Raw genomic sequence first — 21744 nt, forward strand, 5'->3', positions numbered from 1 at the left:
GCGCCCCGCCACGGCCGCCGGGTTCCGGGCGTGCCGACGGCTGTAACAGGCCGGTCACATGGCGAAACGTGCGCGCAACGCGGGCCTAGACTCTCCCCTATGAGCGCGGACACGACACCAGACATCAAGCCCAGAAGCCGCATCGTCACCGACGGCATCCATGCGGCCCCCTCCCGGGGCATGCTCCGTGCCGTGGGCATGGGCGATGACGACTTCGCCAAGCCGCAGATCGGCGTCGCGAGCTCCTGGAACGAGATCACGCCGTGCAACCTGTCCCTCAACCGGCTGGCGGAGGGCGCCAAGGAGGGCGTCCACGCCGGCGGCGGGTTCCCCATGCAGTTCGGCACCATCTCCGTCTCCGACGGCATCTCGATGGGCCACGAGGGCATGCACTTCTCGCTCGTCTCGCGGGAGGTCATCGCCGACTCGGTCGAGACCGTCATGCAGGCCGAACGCATCGACGGCTCGGTGCTCCTCGCGGGCTGCGACAAGTCCCTGCCGGGCATGCTCATGGCGGCGGCCCGCCTCGATCTCGCCTCCGTCTTCCTGTACGCCGGCACGATCATGCCCGGCTTCGCGAAGCTCGAGGACGGGACCGAGAAGGAGGTCACCCTGATCGACGCCTTCGAGGCCGTCGGAGCCTGCGCAGCCGGCACCATGAGCCTCAAGGACCTCGACAGCATCGAACGCGCCGTCTGTCCCGGCGAGGGCGCCTGCGGCGGGATGTACACCGCGAACACCATGGCCTGCATCGGCGAGGCCCTCGGCATGTCACTGCCCGGATCCGCCGCTCCTCCCTCCGTCGACCGGCGACGCGACGCGTTCGCCCAGAAGTCCGGCGAGGCCGTCGTGAACCTCCTGCGCCTCGGGATCACGGCGCGCGACATCATGACCAAGAAGGCCTTCGAGAACGCCATCGCGGTCACCATGGCCTTCGGCGGCTCCACGAACGCCGTCCTGCACCTGCTGGCGATCGCCCGCGAGGCCGAGGTGGACCTGACGCTCGACGACTTCAGCCGCATCGGCGAGCGCATCCCGCACCTCGGCGACCTCAAGCCGTTCGGCCGCTACGTCATGTTCGACGTCGACAAGGTGGGCGGCGTACCCGTCATCATGAAGGCGCTCCTCGACGCCGGCCTCCTGCACGGCGACTGCCTCACCGTCACCGGCAGGACGCTCGCGGAGAACCTCGCCGAGATCGACCCGCCGGACCTCGACGGCAAGATCCTGCGCGCCCTCGACAACCCGATGCACAAGACCGGCGGGATCACCATCCTCCACGGGTCGCTGGCGCCCGAGGGTGCCGTGGTCAAGAGCGCCGGGTTCGACGCCGACGTGTTCGAGGGCACCGCGCGCGTCTTCGAGCGCGAGCAGGGCGCCCTCGACGCGCTCGACGCCGGCCGCATCCACGCCGGGGACGTCGTCGTCATCCGCTACGAGGGGCCGAAGGGCGGCCCCGGCATGCGCGAGATGCTCGCCATCACCGGCGCCATCAAGGGTGCCGGGCTCGGGAAGGACGTGCTCCTGCTGACCGACGGCCGCTTCTCCGGCGGCACCACCGGCCTGTGCATCGGGCACGTCGCGCCGGAGGCGGTCGACGGCGGCCCCATCGCCTTCGTGCGGGACGGCGACCGCATCCGCGTCGACATCGCCGCGAAGAGCTTCGACCTCCTCGTCGACGAGGCGGAACTCCAGGAGCGGCGGGTGGGCTGGGAGCCGCTTCCCGCCCGCTACACCAAGGGCGTCCTGGCGAAGTACGCCAAGCTCGTCCACTCGGCGTCCGAAGGGGCGTACTGCGGCTGAGGTCCGGCCCGCCGGAGGGATGCGACCCTCCGGCGGGCTCCCGGCCCCGCAGGGTTAACGTCCACTAACTGGACCTGCTGTCCACCATGTGAGACGCGCAGGGAGTCGTTTGACACGCTTTCACGGGGACAGGGAAACTACAGGTATGCAGCCCGAACCCGTAGTCGTCATTCTTATACAGCGCGTGGCCTGAAGCCCGTCCGGTAGACGACTGCAGTCACGCGCAACCCCTCGCAGAGCCCACAAGGCCGAGGGGTTTTTTTGTTGACACAACCCGTCAATACGGAGAGTGCGCGGAAGCCCGCAGTTCCAGCTGCAGCAGTGCAGCGATCGTTCCGAAGGAAGTCTGAGATGTCCAAGGGATCGCCCGTCAGCCCGGCGCTGATGGCAGCAAGGCCAGCACCTCCCGCAGCACCTGCGCGTGAGTCCGCGCCCGTCGCTCCGGCGAGCTCCGTCCGCGGCCCCAACCGGGTCGTGGCCCCCACCGAGATGCTCGGATCGGCGGCGATCGTCCGGTCCCTCGAGGAACTCGGGGTCGACGACGTCTTCGGCCTTCCCGGCGGGGCCATCCTCCCCACCTACGACCCCCTCATGGCGTCGACGAAGCTCCGGCACATCCTCGTGCGGCACGAGCAGGGGGCGGGCCATGCGGCCCAGGGCTACGCCATGGTCACGGGCCGTCCCGGCGTGTGCATCGCGACCTCGGGTCCGGGAGCCACCAACCTCGTGACCGCCATTGCGGACGCGCACATGGACTCCGTGCCGATGGTCGCGATCACCGGGCAGGTCTCGAGCGCCTTCATCGGCTCGGACGCCTTCCAGGAGGCGGACATCGTCGGCATCACCATGCCGATCACCAAGCACTCCTACCTCGTCACCGATGCCCAGGACATCCCCCGCGTGCTCGCCGAGGCCTTCCACATCGCCACCACCGGCCGCCCGGGCCCCGTGCTCGTGGACATCGCCAAGGACGCCCAGCAGTCCCCGATGACCTTCTCCTGGCCCCCCAGGATCGACATCCCCGGCTACCGGCCCGTGCTCCGCGGCCACGCCAAGCAGGTCCGCGAGGCGGCCCGGCTGATCAGCGGCTCGCAGCGCCCGGTCTTCTACGTGGGCGGCGGCGTGGTCAAGGGCCACGCATCGGAGGAACTGCTGGAACTCGCCGAGCTCGTCGGCGCGCCCGTGGTCACCACCCTCATGGCCCGCGGCGTCTTCCCCGACTCCCACCGGCAGCACGTCGGCATGCCCGGCATGCACGGCTCGGTCTCCGCCGTCACCGCGCTGCAGCAGTCCGACCTGCTGATCACCCTCGGTGCCCGGTTCGACGACCGCGTGACCGGCGTGCTGGCGAGCTTCGCACCCCACGCGAAGGTGATCCACGCGGACATCGACCCCGCCGAGATCTCCAAGAACCGCGCCGCCGATGTGCCGATCGTCGGTTCGGTGAAGGAGATCATCCCGGAGCTGACCGCCGCGGTCCGTGAAGCCTTCGCCGCACAGGAACGACCGGACATCTCCGCCTGGTGGACGACCATCGACCACCTGCGCGAGACGTACCCGGTGGGCTTCACGCAGCCCGACGACGGCCTGTCCGCGCCGCAGCAGGTCATCAAGCGCATCGGTGAGCTCACCGGGCCCGAGGGCGTCTTCGTCTCCGGTGTCGGCCAGCACCAGATGTGGGCCGCGCAGTTCATCCAGTACGAGCGACCGCACGCCTGGCTCAACTCCGGCGGCCTCGGCACCATGGGCTACTCGGTTCCCGCGGCCATGGGGGCGAAGGTGGGCAACCCGGACCGCGTCGTCTGGGCCATCGACGGCGACGGCTGCTTCCAGATGACGAACCAGGAACTGGCCACCTGCGTCATCAACAACATCCCCATCAAGGTCGCGGTCATCAACAACTCCTCGCTCGGCATGGTCCGGCAGTGGCAGACCCTCTTCTACGAGGGCCGCTACTCGAACACGGACCTCAACACGGGCCACGACACCGTCCGCGTGCCCGACTTCGTGAAGCTCGCCGACGCCTACGGCTGCGTGGGCCTGCGCTGCGAGCGGGACGAGGACATCGACGCCACCATCCAGCAGGCACTCGCGATCAATGACCGCCCCGTCGTCATCGACTTCGTGGTCAGCCGCGACTCCATGGTGTGGCCGATGGTGCCCGCCGGCGTCAGCAACGACCTCATCCAGATCGCCCGCAACATGACCCCGACCTGGGAACAGGAGGACTGACCATGGCTCGCCATACCCTTTCCGTGCTCGTCGAGGACGTGCCCGGCGTCCTGACCCGCGTCGCCAGCCTGTTCGCGCGGCGGGCGTTCAACATCAACTCCCTCGCCGTCGGACCGACCGAGGTCGCGGGCATGTCCCGCATCACCGTTGTGGTGGAGGCCGAGGGCGATCTCCTCGAGCAGGTCACCAAGCAGCTGAACAAGCTCATCAACGTCATCAAGATCGTCGAGCTGACGCCCGAGCAGTCGGTGCAGCGCGACCACGTCCTGATCAAGGTCAGGGCCGACGCCGCCACCCGCCTGCAGGTGACCCAGGCCGCGGACCTGTTCCGGGCGTCCGTCGTCGACGTGTCGATCGACTCGCTGATCCTCGAGGCGACCGGCACGGCCGAGAAGCTCGCGGCGCTCCTGTCCGTGCTCGAGCCGTTCGGCATCCGCGAGATCGTGCAGTCGGGCACGCTCGCGGTCGGCCGCGGCGCGAAGTCGATGAGCGACCGCGCGCTGCGCAGCGCCTGACCCCGCCACCACCAGACCTTCCCAGCACCACCCACCCAAGGAGAAAACACCCGTGACCGAGATGTTCTACGACGACGACGCAGATCTTTCCATCATCCAGGGCCGCACCGTGGCCGTCATCGGCTACGGCAGCCAGGGCCACGCCCACGCGCTGAGCCTGCGGGACTCCGGCGTCGACGTGCGCGTCGGACTGAAGGAAGGCTCCGCGTCACGCGCCAAGGCCGAGGCCGAGGGCCTCCGGGTGCTCTCCGTCGCCGAGGCGACCGCGGAAGCGGACCTCATCATGGTCCTCACCCCGGACCAGGTGCAGCGGCACGTGTACAAGGACGAGATCGCGCCGAACCTGCAGGCCGGCGACGCCCTGTTCTTCGGACACGGGTTCAACATCCGCTACGGGTACATCCAGCCGCCGTCCGACGTCGACGTCGCCCTCGTGGCGCCCAAGGGCCCCGGGCACATCGTCCGGCGGGAGTTCGAGGCCGGTCGCGGCGTCCCCGACCTCATCGCCGTCGAGCAGGACGCGTCCGGCACGGCCCGCGACCTGGCCCTGTCCTACGCCAAGGCGATCGGCGGCACCCGCGCCGGCGTCATCGAGACCACCTTCACCGAGGAGACCGAGACGGACCTCTTCGGCGAGCAGGCCGTGCTGTGCGGAGGCGCCTCGCAGCTCATCCAGTACGGCTTCGAGACGCTGACCGAGGCCGGCTACAAGCCGGAGGTCGCGTACTTCGAGGTGCTCCACGAACTCAAGCTCATCGTGGACCTCATGGTGGAGGGTGGCATCGCCAAGCAGCGCTGGAGCGTCTCTGACACCGCCGAGTACGGCGACTACGTCTCCGGCCCCCGCGTGATCACGCCCGAGGTGAAGGAGAACATGAAGGCCGTCCTCGCGGACATCCAGAACGGTGCCTTCGCCAAGCGGTTCATCGACGACCAGGACGCCGGTGCGCCCGAGTTCACCGCCCTCCGCAAGAAGGGCGAGGACCACCCGATCGAGAGCACGGGCCGCGAGCTGCGCAAGCTCTTCTCCTGGATCAAGACGAGCGACGACTACACCGAGGGCTCCGTCGCGCGCTAGAGCCGACACCCCCCGGTCCCGGCAGGACACAAGTTCGATGCTCACCGACGAGCAGGTGTCCTGCCGGAGCCGTGTCCGCCTCCGAACGGTCCGCCCCGCCCCGCCCGCACCCCCGCTCACACCGAAGGAACCCCAGTGACCAAGCCCGTCGTCCTCCTCGCCGAAGAACTCTCGCCCGCCACCGTCGAAGCGCTGGGCCCCGACTTCGAGATCCGCAGCACGGACGGCGCCGACCGTTCCCAGCTGCTCGCCGCGCTGGCCGACGTCGAGGCCGTCCTCGTGCGCTCGGCGACGCAGATGGACGCGGAAGCGATCCGGGCCGCGCCGAAGCTGAAGGTCATCGCCCGCGCCGGCGTGGGCCTCGACAACGTGGACATCAAGGCCGCGACGCAGGCCGGCGTCATGGTCGTGAACGCGCCGACGTCGAACATCATCTCCGCCGCCGAACTCACCGTCGGCCACATCCTGAGCCTCGCCCGGAACATCCCGCAGGCCAGTTCCGCGCTCAAGGCGGGGGAGTGGAAGCGCTCGAAGTACTCGGGCACGGAGCTGTACGAGAAGAACATCGGCATCATCGGCCTCGGCCGGATCGGCGCCCTCGTCGCCGCCCGCCTCCAGGGCTTCGGCACCCAGATCCTCGCCTACGACCCCTACGTCACCTCCGCCCGCGCCGCCCAGCTCGGGGTGCGCCTGGTGCCCCTCGAGGAGCTGCTCCGCGAGTCCGACTTCGTCACCATCCACATGCCCAAGACGCCCGAGACCGTCGGGATGCTCGGCGCCGAGGCCTTCGCGCTCATGAAGGACACCGCCTACGTGGTCAACGTGGCCCGGGGCGGGCTGGTCGACGAGGAGGCCCTCCACACCGCGCTGGAGCAGGGGCAGATCGCCGGGGCCGGCGTCGACGTGTTCGTGCAGGAGCCGAGCACCGACCTGCCGTTCTTCGCGCACGACAGCGTCGTGGTGACCCCGCACCTCGGCGCGTCCACCGAGGAGGCCCAGGAGAAGGCGGGGATCTCCGTGGCGAAATCCGTGCGACTCGCCCTGGCCGGTGAGCTCGTGCCCGACGCCGTCAACGTGGCCGGCGGCGTGATCGACGAAGCCGTCCGCCCGGGCATCCCCCTCATGGAGAAGCTCGGCCGGATCTTCACGGCCCTCACGCACGACTCCCTGACCCAGATCGACATCGTCGTCGCGGGCGAGATCGCCGCCCTCGACGTCAAGGCCCTGGAGCTCGCCGCCCTCAAGGGCGTCTTCACCGACGTCGTCTCCGAGCAGGTGTCCTACGTCAACGCGCCCGTCCTGGCCGAGCAGCGCGGCATCACCTCCCGCCTCATCACCACCGCCGAGTCCGAGGAGTACCGCAACGTCCTCACCCTCCGCGGGGCGCTGTCCGACGGCAGCCAGATCTCCGTGGCCGGGACGCTCACCGGGCCCAAGCAGGTGGAGAAGCTCGTCGGCGTCAACGGCTACGACCTCGAGATCCCCATCAGCGAGCACCTCCTCGTGATCCTCTACGCCGACCGCCCCGGCGTGATCGGCACGCTCGGCCGCCTCCTGGGGGAGCGGGACGTCAACATCGCCGGCATGCAGGTGGCCCGGAGCAAGGAGGGCGGCCAGGCGCTGTCCCTCCTCACCGTGGACAGCGCCGTGCCCCAGGACGTCCTGGACGCCATCCGGACGGAGATCGGTGCCACCGTGGCGCGGGAAGTGGACCTGCAGGACTGAGCGCCGGCAGCCAGGAGAGGGCACACATGACCGAGCACCACCTTCCGGCGACGCCGTCGACCGCCACGCAGGTCCTGTCGCGGGACACCCCGCCGGTGCTCCGGGTGGCGCCCGGCGACCGCGTCGTCGTCGAGTCCCTCGACGCCTCGGGGCACCTGGAGCGGCAGGCCACGCCCGGAGCGGGAACGCGCTACCGGTTCCCGGACCGGCGCGGCCACGCCCTCACCGGGCCCATCGAGGTCGCCGGCGCCGTTCCCGGCGACGTCCTCGCGGTCCGCTTCGACGCACTCGACCCCGCGGACTGGGGCTGGACGGTCGCCGGGCGGCGGGACGACGCCTTCGCGCGGAGCCTCGGCCTCGACGGAGCGGACCCTGCCTGGCTGCTCTGGGACCTCGACCGGGAGGCAGGTACCGCCACCGACCAGTACGGGCACGTGGTCCGGCTGGCGCCGTTCCTCGGCCTGGTGGGGCTGCCACCCGCGGAGCCGGGCGAGCACTCGACGACCCCGCCGCGCGCGGCCGGCGGCGGGAACATCGACTGCCGCGCGCTGACGGCCGGCTCCACCCTCTTCCTCCCGGTGACCGTGCCCGGCGCCCTGCTGCACCTCGGCGACGGGCACGCAGCCCAGGGCGACGGCGAGGTGGGCGGCACGGCGATCGAATGCGGCATGACGACGACGGTCACCCTCGACCTCGTCCGCGACCCACCCGTCTCCGGCATCCACGCGGTGACGCCGACGGCGCGCATCACCTTCGGCTTCGACGCGGACCTCAACCGGGCGACGTCGGAGGCCCTCGGCGCGATGCTCACCTGGCTGCAGTTGCTGCACGGGCTGGAGCGGAAGGCCGCGCTGGCCCTGGCGGGCGCCGTCGTCGACCTCCGGGTCACGCAGATCGCGAACCAGACGTGGGGGGTCCACGCGGTGCTCGGGCTCGACGCGGTCGGTGCCGCCGTCGGGGCGGCCTGAAGCCCCCGGCCGGGCTGCACGCTTGGGCAAATGCGGTCCGCGCGGGGTAATTTCATAGGGTGACTCCCGCACCCGACGAGAAGCCCTCGTTCTACATCACCACGGCCATCTCCTACCCCAACGGCGTGCCGCACATCGGCCACGCCTACGAGACGATCGCCGTGGACGCCATAGCACGCTTCAAGCGGCTCGACGGGTACGACGTCATGTACCTGACGGGCACCGACGAGCACGGCCTGAAGATGCAGCAGGCCGCGGACAAGGAAGGCATCCCCGTCCGCGACCTCGCCACGCGCAACGCGCTGGCGTTCCGGGACATGAACGACGTCGTCGGCACCTCCTACGACCGCTTCATCCGCACCACGGACGAGGACCACTACGCCGCCGCCGCCGCCATCTGGCAGCGGATGGAGGCCAACGGGGACATCTACCTCGACAAGTACGCGGGCTGGTACTCGGTCCGCGACGAGGCGTTCTGGGGCGAGGACGAGACGGAGGTCCGCGAGGACGGCGTGCGGTACGCCAAGGAGACCGACACCGAGGTCAGCTGGACCGAGGAGGAGAGCTACTTCTTCCGGCTCTCCGCCTACCAGCAGAAGCTGCTCGACCTCTACGAGGCGCAGCCCGAGTTCGGCGCGCCCCAGTCCCGCTTCAACGAGGTCATCTCGTTCGTGCGCCGCGGCCTCGAGGACCTCTCCATCAGCCGCACCACCTTCGACTGGGGCGTCCCCGTCCCCGGCAACCCGCGCCACGTCATGTACGTCTGGGTGGACGCGCTCACCAACTACCTGACCGGCGTCGGCTTCCCCGACACCGACTCCGAGCGCTTCCGCAAGTTCTGGCCCGCGGACGTCCACGTGATCGGCAAGGACATCTCCCGCTTCCACGCCATCTACTGGCCGGCCTTCCTCCTGTCCGCCGGGCTCGAGGTCCCGAAGCGCGTCATGATCCACGGGTTCCTGCACAACAAGGGCGTCAAGATGTCCAAGTCCCTCGGCAACACCGTGGCCCCGGCGGACTGGGTGGAGCAGTACGGCCTGGACCAGGTGCGCTTCTTCCTGCTCCGCGAGGTGCCGTTCGGTGCGGACGGCTCCTACAGCCACGAGGCCATGGTGGGGCGCATGAACTCCGATCTCGCCAACAACTTCGGGAACCTCGCCCAGCGGTCGCTGTCGATGGTCGCGAAGAACTGCGGAGGCGCGGTGCCGCAGCCCGGGGAGTTCACCCCCGCCGACACGGAGATCCTCGACCGGGCCCATGCCCTCCTGGAGGCCAGCCGCGCCGCCTACGGCAAGCAGGAGTTCTCCCGCGCCCTCGAGGCCGTCTGGACGGTCCTCGGCGGGACGAACGCCTACTTCGCGGACCAGCAGCCGTGGGTCCTGCGGAAGACCGACCCGGAGCGCATGGCCACCGTGCTCTACGTGACGCTGGAGGTGCTCCGCGTCGTCGCGATCCTCGCCCAGCCGGTCATGCCGACCAGCGCCGGGCAGATCCTCACGGCCCTCGGCCAGGGGGAGACGGACGACGACGCCCGGCGGCTCTTCAGTGCACTCGGGACGCGGATCACCCCGGGAACGGCCCTTCCGGCGCCGACGCCGGTGTTCCCCAAGTACGAGGAGCCCGTTCCGGCCTGACCGGCGGTCCTGTCACCGAGGAGTCTCGACCAGGAACCTGGCCGGGGCCGTCTCGGTCATGACGCGGGCCACGGAGTCCTGCTGTTCCCGCGAGGCGGCCAGCAGGCGTTCGAGGGCGGCGCGGTCGAGACCGTGACGCCCGGGGCCCGCCGTGGCACCCGGCGGCAGGGCCAGGAGCGTGGCCCACAGTGCCTCCTTGCCCTTGAGCAGCGACTGGAGGGCTTCGAGTTCCAGCTGCGCCCCGGCGGTCGCCTTGCGGCGCAGGGGGTTCAGGGGATCGAACTCGGCGACCACGGACGCCACCCGCGCGAAGCCCATCTTGATGCGGCTGGGACGGTGCCCCAGGGTCTTGATGAGCTTCTTCAGGTACGTGCGCTCCTCGCTGATCTCCTTCCGCAGCCGCGTGAACTCGGCCTCGTGCGGAGTGCCGGCCCAGGAGACCCGTGCCGCGTTGAACAGCCGGACGCCGTTCGTGGCGCCGGCGAGGTGGAGGTCCAGGTAGGGCAGGAGGACGTCCAGGTCCAGCCGGGTCCCCGGGACGCCGTGCGGGGCGCTCGTCATGCGTGTTCCTTCCATCGGATGTCAGCACCTCACCCTACGGCAGCGTGTTCCGGCAGCGGAAGCGTGCTGGGGCCGGTCCGACGTCCGGGGTGGCCCGGTCGTGGTACTCCCGCGGCGCGTCCCGACCGGCCTCCTGGGTCATGGCCCGTCCACAGGACCGTCGCTGAGGAGATGCACGAGGTCAGCGCCCGCCTGCCCGGGCGCCCCGGACTCCCTGGAGGAGCGCGCGGAGATGTCCTCGACGAGCCCGCTCAGCTTGGCGGTGTTCCGCTCGACGGCCTGCAGCATGGTGCTCGCCTCCGGCGGCAGTTCGCCGCCCGCGCCGTCGAGGATCATCTCCAGGTACCCGGCGATGGAGGCGAGCGGGGTGCGCAGTTCGTGGTTCACGGTCCCCACGAAGTCGGTCCGGGCCTGGTCGAGCGCCTCCAGCTTCCGGACGGCCTGCTGTTGGCGTGAGATGAGCTGGGCCTGGATCAGTCCGTGGGCCAGGTTCCCGAGGACGTGCTGGGTCAGGGCGGTTTCCACCCCGGACCACGCCAGGGGCTGCTCCTCGGTCATGATCCACAGGAGGCCGAACGGTGTGTCGCCCTCGCCCAGTGCGGCGACGACGCCGTGGACGCTGCGTCGCCCTGATCCCTCCAACAACCACGCCGGGACCGGCGCGCCGTCGGCGTCGTGCATGGCGCCGGGACCGGAACTGAAGGGGACGGTCCTGGAGTGCTCCCACAGGTCCAACGCGTGGGGGAGTGCCTCCTCCTGGTCCTCCCGTCGGGGTGCCGGCAGGGCCCGCCTCCCGTCCGCGCGGTCGGTCCAGCTGCTGCCGAGCGCGGCGGCGCGCTCGTCGTCGAAGACCTGCAGGGCCACGTGGTGTGCGCCGAGGGCGCGCCCGACGCCGGACAGGAACGCCTCGACCATGACCGCCGGATCGTTCGTGGCGCGGATGCGGGCGGAGATCCCCCGCATGTCCTCGCGCAGGCGGGCGGCGGACGCCCGCTGGGCACCGACCCGCCGGCGCCGTGCGATCAGCGCCCCGGTGCGGTGCAGGAGCTCGGCGGGGTGCACGGGAGGGAAGACCACGTCGGAGACGTACCGGGTGAGGGCCTCCGGGACCTGCACGCCGCGGCCCTCGGGGAGGAGCAGGATCACGGGCAGGGTCGCGAGCGCCGGGTGCCGGGTGAGGATGTCCTGCACGGCCTCCAGGTGGGCGAGGGCCGTGGGCAGGTCCACCAGCAGGATCTCCGGCCCGGCATCGAGGATCGCGCCGAGCACGGACGTCCCGGGCACCACGATCCTCGCCCGATACCCGCCCCCGGTGAGCGTCCGGCACGCGGCCTCGCCAACCGGCCCGGACGCGGCGACGACGGCGAGCGCTCCGCCGTCGTTCCCTGCTGTTTCGTCCTGCTCCACGGCGTCCTCTCCGGCCACGACTGCGATCCTCCCAATATAGGCGGCAGGGGAGGCTCCGGTGAGGACGCCGCGACCGGCGTCAGTCGTGGGCGAGCCCGGCGACGGGGGAGAGGCGGGCGGCGCGGCGCGCCGGGAGCACGGAGGCCAGCAGGCCCGCTCCGACGGCCACCGCGAGGACGGCCGCGAGCTGTCCGACCGGCACGTCCGGGCTGACGGGGGCCATCCCGCCCAGGGCGGACTGCACGCCGAGCCAGCCGTAGAGGGTGCCCAGGCCGGTGCCGAGCAGCGCCGCCACACCGGCCATCAGCACGGCCTCCACGGCGAGCATCCCGCGCAGCTGGCCGCGGGTGAGGCCGAGGGCCCTGAGCAGCGAGGTCTCCCGGCGTCTCTCCAGGACGGACAGGGACAGCGTGTTGGCCACACCGATCAGCGCGATGAGCACGGCGACGGCCAGCAGGGCGGTCACGATCAGGAGCAGGACGTCGATGACCTGGTTGTACGCCGCCCGTTCGAGTGCCGCGCCTGTCACCTGGTACTCGGACACGCCCGTGACCTCGACGATCCGCGCCTGGATGTCCGTCACCGACGCGGCGTCCGCGGCGTCGTCGAGCCCGAGCCAGAACGCCGTCCCGAGATGGTCCGCGAGGGTCAGCCCCGCCGTCTCCGCGGCCGGTTCCCCGGCGGCACCGAGATAGGTGGACAGGGCGTCGTCCGGGGTGCCGCCGAGCCGCGCAGCGGTGTCGGTGGTGATCAGCGGCTGGAAGAAGGCGCCGTCGACGGCCGTGACGGGGAGCGTCGCGGGTCCGGTGCCTCCCTCCAGCGTCACCTCCGGCTGCGTCCAGGTCCGGGGAGCGAGGACCATCCCGTCGGAGAGGGTGGCCTCCGACCGCAGGACGTCGGCGAGTTCCGCGGGATCCACGGCGTACACCACCTGCCCGCCGTCCTCCGCACCGGTGAGCATCACCGGCGTGAGCTCGACGGCGGTCCGGACGCCGTCCACGGTCAGCAGGGTGGCACGGTCGACGCGGGGTGGGGTGCCGTCCGGTGCGGCCGACCCGGTGCCCGTGCCGGAGACCTCCAGGTCGACGGAGAAGGTCTGGTCCAGTTCCCGCTCGAAGGACGTCCTGGAGGTCTGGGCGCCGACCATCATCATCGTCACGAGCGTGACGCCGATCATCAGCGCCGCCGAGGACGCCGTCGTGCGCGCGGGGTCGCGCACGGCGTTGAGTGAGGCCAGGACTCCGGGCACACCGAGCGGGCGCGCGATCCTGCCGACGGCGGCGACGCTGCGCGGCACGAACAGGGGGGCGAGGAGCAGAACGCCCAGGAAGGAGACGGCGCCGCCCGCGACGGCCGGGAGGAGCGCGGCGGACAGCGCGCCCAGAAGGAGCAGCCCCCCGCCGACGAAGACGGCGACGAGCCCCGAGGCCAGCCGTACGCGACCGCTGCCGCTTCCGGCGACCGGCGGCGCCGCGGGCCGGAGCGCAGCCAGGGGAGCCACCCGGGTGGCGGCGCGGGCCGGCACGAGCGCGGCGAGAAGCGTCATCAGCGTGCCCACGGCGATGCCGGCGGCGACGGCGGACAACGGCACGGCGAGGACCGCGAAGGAACCGTACTCGGTCTGTCGGGCCACGGCCACGAGCGCGCCCATGAGCCCCGTGGCCAGCAGCACGCCCAGCACCGAGGACACGAGTCCCACGATCGCGGCCTCGACCAGCACCGCGGTGCGGATCTGGCGCCGCTCCGCCCCGATGCAGCGCAGGAGGGCCAGCTCGCGGGTGCGCTGGGCCACCAGGACCGCGAAGGTGTTCGAGACGACCAGTCCGGCGACAAGCACCGCGACGGCAGCGAAGGCCAGCAGGACCGCGGTGAGCACGTCGCTGCCGTTCGAGAAGTCGGCGACGTCGGCGACGGTCTGCTCCTCCGCCGTCCTCACCACCAGCGGGACGCCGGCCTCCGAGGATGCCGCGTCGACGACGGACGAGACCGCGGCGCGCACCTCGCCGGGATCGGCTCCGGCGGTCAGGGCGAGCTGCACGCTGCGGAACACGGTCTCGCCGTCGTTCGGTTCCCGGACCACGGTGGGCGAAGCGAGGACCTGCACCGCACCGGCGAGGGCGGGGTCCGTGCTCGGTTCCGTGAGGCCGGTGACGGTCAGGGCATGGCCGGGCGAGGTGGCGGGAGCATCGGCGTCGAGGGCCACCGTGTCCCCGGGGACGACGTCGAGGCGGGCAGCCGATGCCTCGTCCAGGGCCACGTGGCCGGGCGCCGAGGGGTAGGACCCGGCGGTCACGACCGCGTTCTCCAGCTGCGGGGGCGCCGTGGTGGACAGGACGGCGAGCGAGGTCTGGGCGCCCGTGGTGAGCTGGGCGTAGGAGCGTTCCAGGCCGTAGGCAGCGTCCACGCCGGGCACGGGCGCGAGGCCGGCGGTCATCCCGGCGGGGACGGATCCGCCGTCCTGGGCGGCCACCACGAGGTCCGCCCTCGCATACGAGGCGCCCACGCTTTCCTGCAGGCTGGCTGTCGTGGTCGCGCCCACCATGAGGGTCGCGGACAGGAAGGCGACGCCGAGCACGACGGCGACGCCGACGGCGAGGAAGCGCCGCGCGTGGACACGGACCTGGGCAAGGGCTACCTGCAGCACGTCAGCCCCCCAGCGTCGCGAGCGCCGCGAGGATCGCATCGGGCGAGGACTGCTCGAGCCCGCCCACCAGGGTGCCATCCCTCATGAGGACCACGCGGTCGGCGTAGGAGGCCGCCACCGGGTCGTGCGTGACCATGATGATGCTCTGGCCCATCTCGCGGCAGCTCCGCCGGAGCAGCGCCAGGACCTCGGCGCCCGTCGCCGAGTCGAGGTTCCCGGTGGGCTCGTCCCCGAAGATCACGTCGGGCCGCGTGAGCAGGGCACGGGCGACGGCGACCCGCTGCTGCTGGCCGCCGGAGAGTTCGTGCGGACGGTGGGAGAGGCGGTCGTCGAGGCCCAGCGACGCCGAGATGCGGCGCAGCCAGCCGGCGTCCACCGTGCCTCCGGCCAGCGCGACCGGCAGCGTGATGTTCTGCTCGGCGGTGAGGGTCGGGACGAGGTTGAAGGCCTGGAAGACGAAGCCGACGCGCTCGCGCCGGAGTCGTGTCAGGTCGGCGTCGGGGAGCCCCGTGATCTCGGTGCCTCCGATCCAGAGCCGCCCGGCGTCGATACTGTCCAGGCCGGCCAGGCAGTGCATCAGGGTGGACTTGCCCGACCCGGACGGCCCCATGATCGCGGTGAAGCGACCGGCTTCGAAGTCGAGGGAGACATCGCGGAGGGCGTGGACAGCGGTCTCACCCGTGCCGTAGCTCTTGGTCACGGCCCGCGCGGAGACGGCGCCGGTGGGCGGTGCCGAGGAGCCGGGCAGCGCGTCGAGGGAATTCGTCGATGGTGTCATGTGTCCACGCTATGGACGCGCGGCGCCGTGCGGATCGGCGCCAGGGCCCGGCTTGCAGGGCGGAGTCTCCTCCTCCGGGATGAGAAGGGCCGCCGCAGCCTCCACCCGTCACACCTGGACGACGCCCGTCTCGTAGGCCATGACGACGGCCTGGACGCGGTCCCGCGCCTGGAGCTTGGCGAGGATGTGTCCCACGTGGGTCTTCACCGTCGCTTCCGAGAGGTAGAGCTTCGCGGCGATCTCCGGGTTGGAGAGACCCTGGGCGATGAGTCCGAAGACCTCGCGCTCGCGGACGGTGAGCCGCGCGACGGCCTCCGCGTGGGCGCGCTGTTCGGGGGTGGGCTGCCGCAGGAGGGGTGCCACGTGGTCGAGCAGGCGGCGCGTCGTCGAGGGCGCGATCACGGCGTCTCCGCGATGCACCGTCCGAATCGCCTCCAGGAGTTCCTCGGGCGGTGCGTCCTTGAGCAGGAACCCACTGGCTCCGGCGTGGATGGCCGCCAGGGCGTACTCGTCGAGGTCGAACGTCGTGAGCACCACGATGCGGGGACCGGCCGCGGCGCCCCCGGTGCTCCCGCCGGCCGGCGGGGTGCGGTCCGCGAGGATCCGCCGGGTGGCCTCGATGCCGTCCATCCCCGGCATGCGGATGTCCATCATCACGACGTCGGCGTGCGTGCTCGCCAGGGCCCTCACCGCGGCCTCGCCGTCCGCCGCCTCACTCACCACCCGCAGGTCGGGCTGGGAGTTGATGAGCATGGCGAAGCCGCTGCGGACGAGGTGCTGGTCGTCCACGATCGCGACGCGGATCGCCGCGGCGCCGCCGTCGGGGATCCCTGCCGGGTGCCGACCGTCCGCGGGGGCCGGGGTCTCGGTGGTGCTGTCCATGCTGCGTGTCTCTCCTTGGATGGCCGAACGGGGTGCGCGTCAGATCTGGGTGTACGGGATGAAGGCCTCCACCCGGTAGCCGCCGCCGGGGCGTGGAGCCGCGGTCATGGAGCCGTCGTAGAGCCGCACGCGCTCCGTCATGCCCAGGATCCCCTGGCCGGCGCCCGCGGTGGCGGGATCCGCGGCGGCGCCGCGGCCGTCGTCGTCGACCGTGATGCCGAGTCCGCGCGGGCCGTGGTCGAGCACCACGTCCGCCGTGGTGGCCGCCCCTGCGTGGCGGAGCACGTTGGTGAGCGCTTCCTGCACCACGCGGTAGGCGGTCAGTTCCGCGCCGGGCGGGAGGTCGCCGCGCGGTGCGCCCGTGCGGCGGCAGGCGACACCGATCCCGGAGCGGCGCACCGACCGGATGAGGGAGTCGACGTCCTCGAGCGTCGGCAGGGGGCGGGTCGACGCGCTCTCGTCCCCGCGCAGCACCCCGAGCAGCCGCCGCATCTCGCGGAGGGAGCCGCGCCCCGTGTCGGCGATGGTCCCGAGGGTCCGGACAGCGACCTCCGGAGCCTGCGCGCTCGCGTACCGGGCGCCGTCGGCCTGCGTGATGATCACCGACAGGGAATGGGCCACGATGTCGTGCATCTCGCGTGCGATGTGGCTGCGTTCGTCGGCCGCCGCGAGGTCCCGCTCCTGCTGCCGCTCGACCTCGAGCCGGCGCGCCCTGTCCTCGAGGGCCCGGTAGGTCGCGCGGCGTGCGCGGGACAGATCACCCAGTGTCCAGGCCAGCAGCACGAGCGACTCCACGAGGAACAGCACGATCAGGAACAGGGGCACCTCGGTGAGGACCGACCCGCCCGGGCTGAGCCCGATCAGGGAGGCGTAGCGCACCAGACCGATCGCCGTTCCGACGACCGCGAGCCCGAGCCCTCCGAGACTCGCCCAGCGGGGACCGTGGGCGGCGAGGGTGTACAGCGTGATCAGGATGAGGAACTGGGCCGGCACCGGTTCGATCCCGGTGAGCAGTTGCAGGACGGAGACACCCGCGACGAGCCCGGCCGACAGGACGACGCGCGAGCGGCGCCAGATCAACGGGAGCGTCAGGGCGACCGACACGACGGCGATCAGCGTGTACCCCTGGGTGCCGTCGGCGGCGAAGGGCAGGACGAACCCCAGGAGGATCGCCGCCACCAGGCAGGCGTCGATGATGCGTGGATGTGTGCGGATCCAGTGCGCCAGCCGCAGGTGGATGTCCATGAGGTCCCACTCTAGGCGGGCTGCACCACGGCGCACATCAGACCCAGGGTGGAGCCGTCTCACCCTATGGACGGATTGTTGCCGTCCGGAGCGCTTTCCTAGGCTGGGCTCATGACTGATGCACCCCGCAGTATCGACCTCGCCGTCATTCCCGGAGACGGGATCGGCCCCGAAGTGACCGCCGAGGCGGTCAAGGTGCTGCGCGCGGCGCTCGGGGACGCCGTCGGGCTCACCCTCACCGAGTACCCGCTCGGGGCCGAGCACTGGCTCGCCACGGGGGAGACCCTGCCGGATGCCACCCTCGAGCGGCTCCGGGGCCACGACGCCATCCTCTTCGGCGCGGTGGGTGCCGCTCCCGGGGACACGCGCATCCCGTCGGGACTGATCGAACGCGAGCTCCTGCTGAAGCTCCGCTTCTCCCTCGACCACTTCGTGAACCTGCGGCCCTCACGGCTCTTCCCGGGCGTGCCCGGCCCTCTCGCGGATCCCGGGGTGATCGACTTCGTCGTCGTCCGTGAGGGGACCGAGGGCCCCTACACCGGCAACGGCGGGACGCTGCGCGCCGGCACGCCGCACGAGGTGGCCACCGAAGTGTCCCTCAACACGGCGCACGGGGTCGAGCGCGTCGTCCGCGACGCGTTCCAGCGGGCCGCTGCTCGCCGCAGGAAGCTGACGCTCGTGCACAAGCACAACGTCCTCGTGTACGCCGGCCACCTGTGGAAGCGCACCGTCGAGGCCGTCGCCGCCGACTTCCCGGAGGTCGCCCACGACTACCTGCACGTGGACGCCGCGATGATCTTCCTCGTGACCGACCCGTCGCGCTTCGACGTGATCGTCACCGACAACCTCTTCGGCGACATCCTGACCGACCTGGCGGCAGCCGTGACCGGCGGCATCGGCCTCGCCGCGTCCGCGAACCTGAACATGGAGCGCACCGCCCCGTCCATGTTCGAACCCGTGCACGGTTCGGCGCCGGACATCGCGGGCCGGCAGCTGGCGGATCCCACCGCCGCGATCCTCTCCGCAGCGCTCCTCCTGCAGCACCTCGGTCACGCCGACGAGGCGGACCGGATCGAACGGGCCGTCGAGGAGGACATCGCCGCGCGAACGGGAGCGCGGAGCACCTCAGCGGTCGGCGATGCTATTGCCGCAGCCGTGTCCTAAGGTGGTTACACATCATTAACCCAGTGCCGGAGCACTGACCACCGACGGACGACGGCGGCCGAGCCGTGCGTGCAGTCCGTTCCAGCGCGGAGGAACCATGACAGCCACCGATACCCAGTTCGCCCAGCATCTGTCGACGCAGCGGGCGTCGGACGAGGAGCGGGAGGCGGTGCTGGCGAACCCGGGCTTCGGCAACCATTTCACCGACCACACCGCGATCGTCGACTTCAGCGTCGACGAGTCGGGCGTCGGCGGCTGGCACGACGCTCGCGTGGAGCCCTACGGGCCGATCGCCCTCGACCCCGCGGCCGCCGTCCTGCACTACGGCCAGGAGATCTTCGAGGGCATGAAGGCCTACCGCCACGCCGACGGCTCCGTGTGGACGTTCCGTGCCGACGCCAATGCGGCGCGCCTGAACCGCTCCGCGGTCCGCCTCGCGCTGCCCCAGCTGCCGGAGGAACTGTTCCTCGAGTCCCTGCGCCGGCTCGTCGCCGTCGACCAGGCGTGGATCCCGTCCGGGGACGGCGAGAGCCTCTACCTGCGGCCGTTCATGATCGCCACGGAGGCGTTCCTCGGCGTCCGGCCTGCCCGCGAGGTGTCCTACCGCGTGATCGCCTCGCCCGCCGGGAACTACTTCGGCGGCGAAGTGAAGCCGGTGGACATCTGGGTGTCCCGCAACTACGCGCGGGCCGGGCGCGGCGGCACCGGTGCAGCCAAGGCGGGCGGCAACTACGCGTCCTCGCTCGCCGCCCAGCTCGAAGCCGAGGCGCACGGGTGCAAGCAGGTGCTCTTCCTCGACCAGTTCAACGACAACGCGGTCGAGGAGCTCGGCGGCATGAACGTGTTCTTCGTGTTCCGCGACGGCTCCATCGTCACTCCCGCACTCTCCGGCACCATCCTCGAGGGCGTCACGCGGTCCTCCATCATCCAGCTCGGCCGGGACCGCGGGCTGGACGTGACCGAGCGCAAGATCACGCTGGACGAGTGGCGCGACGGCGTCGCGAGCGGCGACATCACCGAGGTGTTCGCCTGCGGCACGGCGGCGGTCATCACGCCCATCGGACGGCTGCGCGACGGCGACGAGTTCATCGGCGCCGAGGGCACCCCCGCCGGCGAGGTGACCATGTCCATCCGCAGCGAGCTGCTCGGCATCCAGACCGGCGTCGTCGAGGACACGCACGGCTGGCTCACGCGCCTGGTCTGATCCCCGGCAGACGACGACGGCGTCCGTCCCGCCCCCCTCGGAGGGGGGCGGGGCGGACGCCGTCGTCGGTCCTGGTCCCGCAGCGCGGGGGAGTCAGTACGACCGCGCCGTCTCCGCATCGTCGATGCCTTCGGCCACCCGCAGGTACCGCGTGGAGGCGAGAAGGGTCGATGCCTCGTCGGCCGGCATCGGGCGGCTGAAGTAGTAACCCTGACCGCTGGCGCAGCCCATGGATCTCAGCTGCTCGGCCTGCTCCTGGGTCTCGATCCCTTCGAAGACCGCTTCCAGGCCGGCGGCTCGGATCAGCTGCAGGATGGCCGCGACGAACTCGAGCTGGCCCGTCCTCGTGTTGAGCTCGACGAGGAGCGATCTGTCCACCTTGACCATGCTGACCGGCAGTTCCCGCAGGTAGCTGATGGAGGAGTAGCCCGTCCCGAAGTCGTCGATCTCGATCCCGACGCCGAGCTGCTGCAGGCTCAGCAGCGAGTACATCTCCACCTCGCCGCGCGTGACGATGGCCGTCTCGGTGATCTCCACCACGAGGCTGTGGGCCGGGACCTCCAGCTCGCGGAGCAGACCCCGGATGTGGTCGACGAGGTCGAGTTGCTTGAGTTCCACGGCGGAGAGGTTCACCCGCAGCTGGAAGTCGTCGTCGAGCGGGAGGTCCTTCCGCCAGGCGGCGAGTTGCCGCAGCGATGACGACATCACCCAGCGGTCCAGGTCATGGATGACGCCGATCTCCTCGGCGAGCGGGATGAACGTGTCCGGTGGGATCAGTCCGCGGAGGGGATGCTGCCACCGCACCAGGACCTCCACCCCGAGGATCCGGTTGGTCGCGAGCTCGACGACGGGCTGGTAGTGGAGCACGAGCTGGTTGGAACTGATGGCGTCCCGGAGCTCGGTGGCCATCTGGCTGCGGAGCTGGCGCGAGTACAGCATCACGGGTTCGAAGACCTTGATGATGCTGCGGCCCTCGCGCTTGGCCGCGTACATGGCGGTGTCGGCGTCCAGGAGGAGGTCGTCCGCCGTCTGGCCGGGGGCGCCGAGCCGCACGCCGATGCTCGCGCGCGAGTGCACGTACAGGGAGTCGAGGCGGATCGGCTCCCCGAGGGCGTCGAGCGCACGGCGGGCGACCTGCATGGCGATCTCCATGGTGGCGCCCGGGAGCAGGATGGCGAACTCGTCGCCGCCCAGCCGTGCCACGAGGTCGCTCTCGCGGACCACGCCGAGCAGGCGGGTGGCAACCTCCCGGAGGACGCGGTCGCCGGCGTCGTGCCCGAAACGGTCGTTGACGTTCTTGAAGCTGTCGAGGTCGAGGAGCAGGAGGGCCGGTGGTCCGGCGTCGGTGGCGGCCGCCTGGCTGAGCGCTTCCTCGACGCCGTCCATGAGGGCCACGCGGTTGGCGAGGCCGGTCAGGGCATCGGACATCGCCATCTTCATCATGTCGAGGTGTGCCTGGCGCAGCATCGCCGTCCGGCTCTCGACGCGCTTCTCGAACTGCTCGTAGACCTGCTCGAGTTCTTCGGCCAGCAGGTTCACGCCGGTGATCACGGCGTCCACCTCGTCCCGGGCGCACGAGGGTTCGATCCGGCTGCTCAGTTCTCCGCGCGACAGTCGGACGATGCTCTCGACGAGCATCGCGAGGCGGGGGTCCTTGTGGTCAGCGCTCATCGGTCCCAGCGTACATTCCACAGGGTGGCTGAGCCGGTGAGGCGGCGATTCTGACGGCGCGTTGAGCGTGTTCTCTCCGGGTCGCGCCAGCCGGGAGTCAACGCGCATGGCCCGGGAACGAATGAACCCCGGCCGGGGTGGGAGTAATGGGGGAAAACGCCCAACCCGGCCGGGGTCTGTTCACCAGCATACGGGACAGCGAGCGAAGATCATGCATATGCATCAGGATCGGA

At 71.2% G+C, this 21744-nt stretch carries 16 protein-coding genes; 9 read left to right on the top strand and 7 right to left on the bottom strand.

Annotated elements, in window-relative coordinates; genetic code table 11:
• Positions 1 to 99 precede the first annotated feature (99 nt).
• From ilvD to metG, 7 genes are all read left to right on the top strand, one after another.
• On the top strand, positions 100 to 1803 hold the full coding sequence (gene ilvD / locus ACSGDB_RS07600; RefSeq protein ID WP_434993935.1) for a dihydroxy-acid dehydratase: 1704 nt from the start codon (positions 100 to 102) through the stop codon (positions 1801 to 1803).
• Between the two features lie 351 nt (positions 1804 to 2154).
• Positions 2155 to 4035, top strand: a complete 1881-nt coding sequence (locus ACSGDB_RS07605) for an acetolactate synthase large subunit (RefSeq protein ID WP_434993937.1) — start codon at positions 2155 to 2157, stop codon at positions 4033 to 4035.
• Between the two features lie 2 nt (positions 4036 to 4037).
• Positions 4038 to 4550 carry an acetolactate synthase small subunit gene (ilvN, locus tag ACSGDB_RS07610; protein WP_434993938.1) on the top strand — a complete coding sequence of 171 codons (513 nt, stop codon included), beginning with the start codon at positions 4038 to 4040 and terminating at the stop codon, positions 4548 to 4550.
• Positions 4551 to 4602: 52 nt separating this feature from the next.
• Positions 4603 to 5628 carry a ketol-acid reductoisomerase gene (gene ilvC, locus ACSGDB_RS07615; protein WP_434993939.1) on the top strand — a complete coding sequence of 342 codons (1026 nt, stop codon included), beginning with the start codon at positions 4603 to 4605 and terminating at the stop codon, positions 5626 to 5628.
• 135 nt (positions 5629 to 5763) lie between these two features.
• The gene (gene serA / locus ACSGDB_RS07620) at positions 5764 to 7353 is read left to right on the top strand and encodes a phosphoglycerate dehydrogenase (RefSeq protein WP_434993940.1); all 1590 of its coding nucleotides are present in this window, start codon (positions 5764 to 5766) and stop codon (positions 7351 to 7353) included.
• A gap of 26 nt (positions 7354 to 7379) precedes the next feature.
• Complete coding sequence (locus ACSGDB_RS07625) at positions 7380 to 8321, top strand: acetamidase/formamidase family protein (RefSeq protein WP_434993941.1); 942 nt, start codon at positions 7380 to 7382, stop codon at positions 8319 to 8321.
• A gap of 59 nt (positions 8322 to 8380) precedes the next feature.
• Complete coding sequence (gene metG / locus ACSGDB_RS07630; protein ID WP_434993942.1) at positions 8381 to 9955, top strand: methionine--tRNA ligase; 1575 nt, start codon at positions 8381 to 8383, stop codon at positions 9953 to 9955.
• A 12-nt stretch (positions 9956 to 9967) separates the two neighbouring features.
• On the opposite strand, the gene ACSGDB_RS07635 is transcribed toward metG, so the two are convergent.
• The 6 genes from ACSGDB_RS07635 to ACSGDB_RS07660 all read right to left on the bottom strand — a co-directional run bounded on the left by ACSGDB_RS07635 (position 9968) and on the right by ACSGDB_RS07660 (position 17472).
• On the bottom strand, positions 9968 to 10516 hold the full coding sequence (locus ACSGDB_RS07635) for a hypothetical protein (protein ID WP_434993943.1): 549 nt from the start codon (positions 10514 to 10516) through the stop codon (positions 9968 to 9970).
• 138 nt (positions 10517 to 10654) lie between these two features.
• Entirely contained in the window at positions 10655 to 11941 is a 1287-nt protein-coding gene (locus tag ACSGDB_RS07640) for a histidine kinase dimerization/phospho-acceptor domain-containing protein (protein WP_434993944.1), read from the bottom strand.
• 61 nt (positions 11942 to 12002) lie between these two features.
• Positions 12003 to 14567 carry an FtsX-like permease family protein gene (locus ACSGDB_RS07645; RefSeq protein WP_434993945.1) on the bottom strand — a complete coding sequence of 855 codons (2565 nt, stop codon included), beginning with the start codon at positions 14565 to 14567 and terminating at the stop codon, positions 12003 to 12005.
• Position 14568: 1 nt separating this feature from the next.
• On the bottom strand, positions 14569 to 15345 hold the full coding sequence (locus tag ACSGDB_RS07650) for an ABC transporter ATP-binding protein (protein ID WP_434993946.1): 777 nt from the start codon (positions 15343 to 15345) through the stop codon (positions 14569 to 14571).
• 108 nt (positions 15346 to 15453) lie between these two features.
• Positions 15454 to 16227, bottom strand: a complete 774-nt coding sequence (locus tag ACSGDB_RS07655) for a response regulator (protein WP_434993947.1) — start codon at positions 16225 to 16227, stop codon at positions 15454 to 15456.
• A gap of 39 nt (positions 16228 to 16266) precedes the next feature.
• Positions 16267 to 17472 carry a DUF7134 domain-containing protein gene (locus ACSGDB_RS07660; RefSeq protein ID WP_434993948.1) on the bottom strand — a complete coding sequence of 402 codons (1206 nt, stop codon included), beginning with the start codon at positions 17470 to 17472 and terminating at the stop codon, positions 16267 to 16269.
• A 111-nt stretch (positions 17473 to 17583) separates the two neighbouring features.
• Here ACSGDB_RS07660 and ACSGDB_RS07665 point away from each other — a divergent pair, with 111 nt between their 5' ends.
• On the top strand, positions 17584 to 18636 hold the full coding sequence (locus ACSGDB_RS07665) for a 3-isopropylmalate dehydrogenase (protein ID WP_434993949.1): 1053 nt from the start codon (positions 17584 to 17586) through the stop codon (positions 18634 to 18636).
• 97 nt (positions 18637 to 18733) lie between these two features.
• A complete protein-coding gene (locus ACSGDB_RS07670) occupies positions 18734 to 19840 on the top strand; it encodes a branched-chain amino acid aminotransferase (RefSeq protein WP_434993950.1) in 1107 nt (368 codons plus the stop codon).
• 93 nt (positions 19841 to 19933) lie between these two features.
• On the opposite strand, the gene ACSGDB_RS07675 is transcribed toward ACSGDB_RS07670, so the two are convergent.
• Positions 19934 to 21511 carry a putative bifunctional diguanylate cyclase/phosphodiesterase gene (locus ACSGDB_RS07675; protein WP_434993952.1) on the bottom strand — a complete coding sequence of 526 codons (1578 nt, stop codon included), beginning with the start codon at positions 21509 to 21511 and terminating at the stop codon, positions 19934 to 19936.
• Between the last annotated feature and the right edge of the window lie 233 nt (positions 21512 to 21744).

The sequence above is a fragment of the Arthrobacter sp. Ld5 genome, assembly GCF_051172775.1.
Taxonomy (GTDB): Bacteria; Actinomycetota; Actinomycetes; order Actinomycetales; family Micrococcaceae; genus Arthrobacter_D.

What these genes read in the sequence shown, in the direction of transcription:
- ilvD (WP_434993935.1), top strand. Translation starts at nt 100, where the DNA reads ATGAGCGCGGACACGACACCAGACATCAAGCCCAGAAGCCGCATCGTC.
- ACSGDB_RS07605 (WP_434993937.1), top strand. Translation starts at nt 2,155, where the DNA reads ATGTCCAAGGGATCGCCCGTCAGCCCGGCGCTGATGGCAGCAAGGCCA.
- ilvN (WP_434993938.1), top strand. Translation starts at nt 4,038, where the DNA reads ATGGCTCGCCATACCCTTTCCGTGCTCGTCGAGGACGTGCCCGGCGTC.
- ACSGDB_RS07625 (WP_434993941.1), top strand. Translation starts at nt 7,380, where the DNA reads ATGACCGAGCACCACCTTCCGGCGACGCCGTCGACCGCCACGCAGGTC.
- ACSGDB_RS07635 (WP_434993943.1), bottom strand. Translation starts at nt 10,516, where the DNA reads ATGACGAGCGCCCCGCACGGCGTCCCGGGGACCCGGCTGGACCTGGAC.
- ACSGDB_RS07650 (WP_434993946.1), bottom strand. Translation starts at nt 15,345, where the DNA reads ATGACACCATCGACGAATTCCCTCGACGCGCTGCCCGGCTCCTCGGCA.
- ACSGDB_RS07655 (WP_434993947.1), bottom strand. Translation starts at nt 16,227, where the DNA reads ATGGACAGCACCACCGAGACCCCGGCCCCCGCGGACGGTCGGCACCCG.
- ACSGDB_RS07660 (WP_434993948.1), bottom strand. Translation starts at nt 17,472, where the DNA reads ATGGACATCCACCTGCGGCTGGCGCACTGGATCCGCACACATCCACGC.
- ACSGDB_RS07665 (WP_434993949.1), top strand. Translation starts at nt 17,584, where the DNA reads ATGACTGATGCACCCCGCAGTATCGACCTCGCCGTCATTCCCGGAGAC.
- ACSGDB_RS07670 (WP_434993950.1), top strand. Translation starts at nt 18,734, where the DNA reads ATGACAGCCACCGATACCCAGTTCGCCCAGCATCTGTCGACGCAGCGG.
- ACSGDB_RS07675 (WP_434993952.1), bottom strand. Translation starts at nt 21,511, where the DNA reads ATGAGCGCTGACCACAAGGACCCCCGCCTCGCGATGCTCGTCGAGAGC.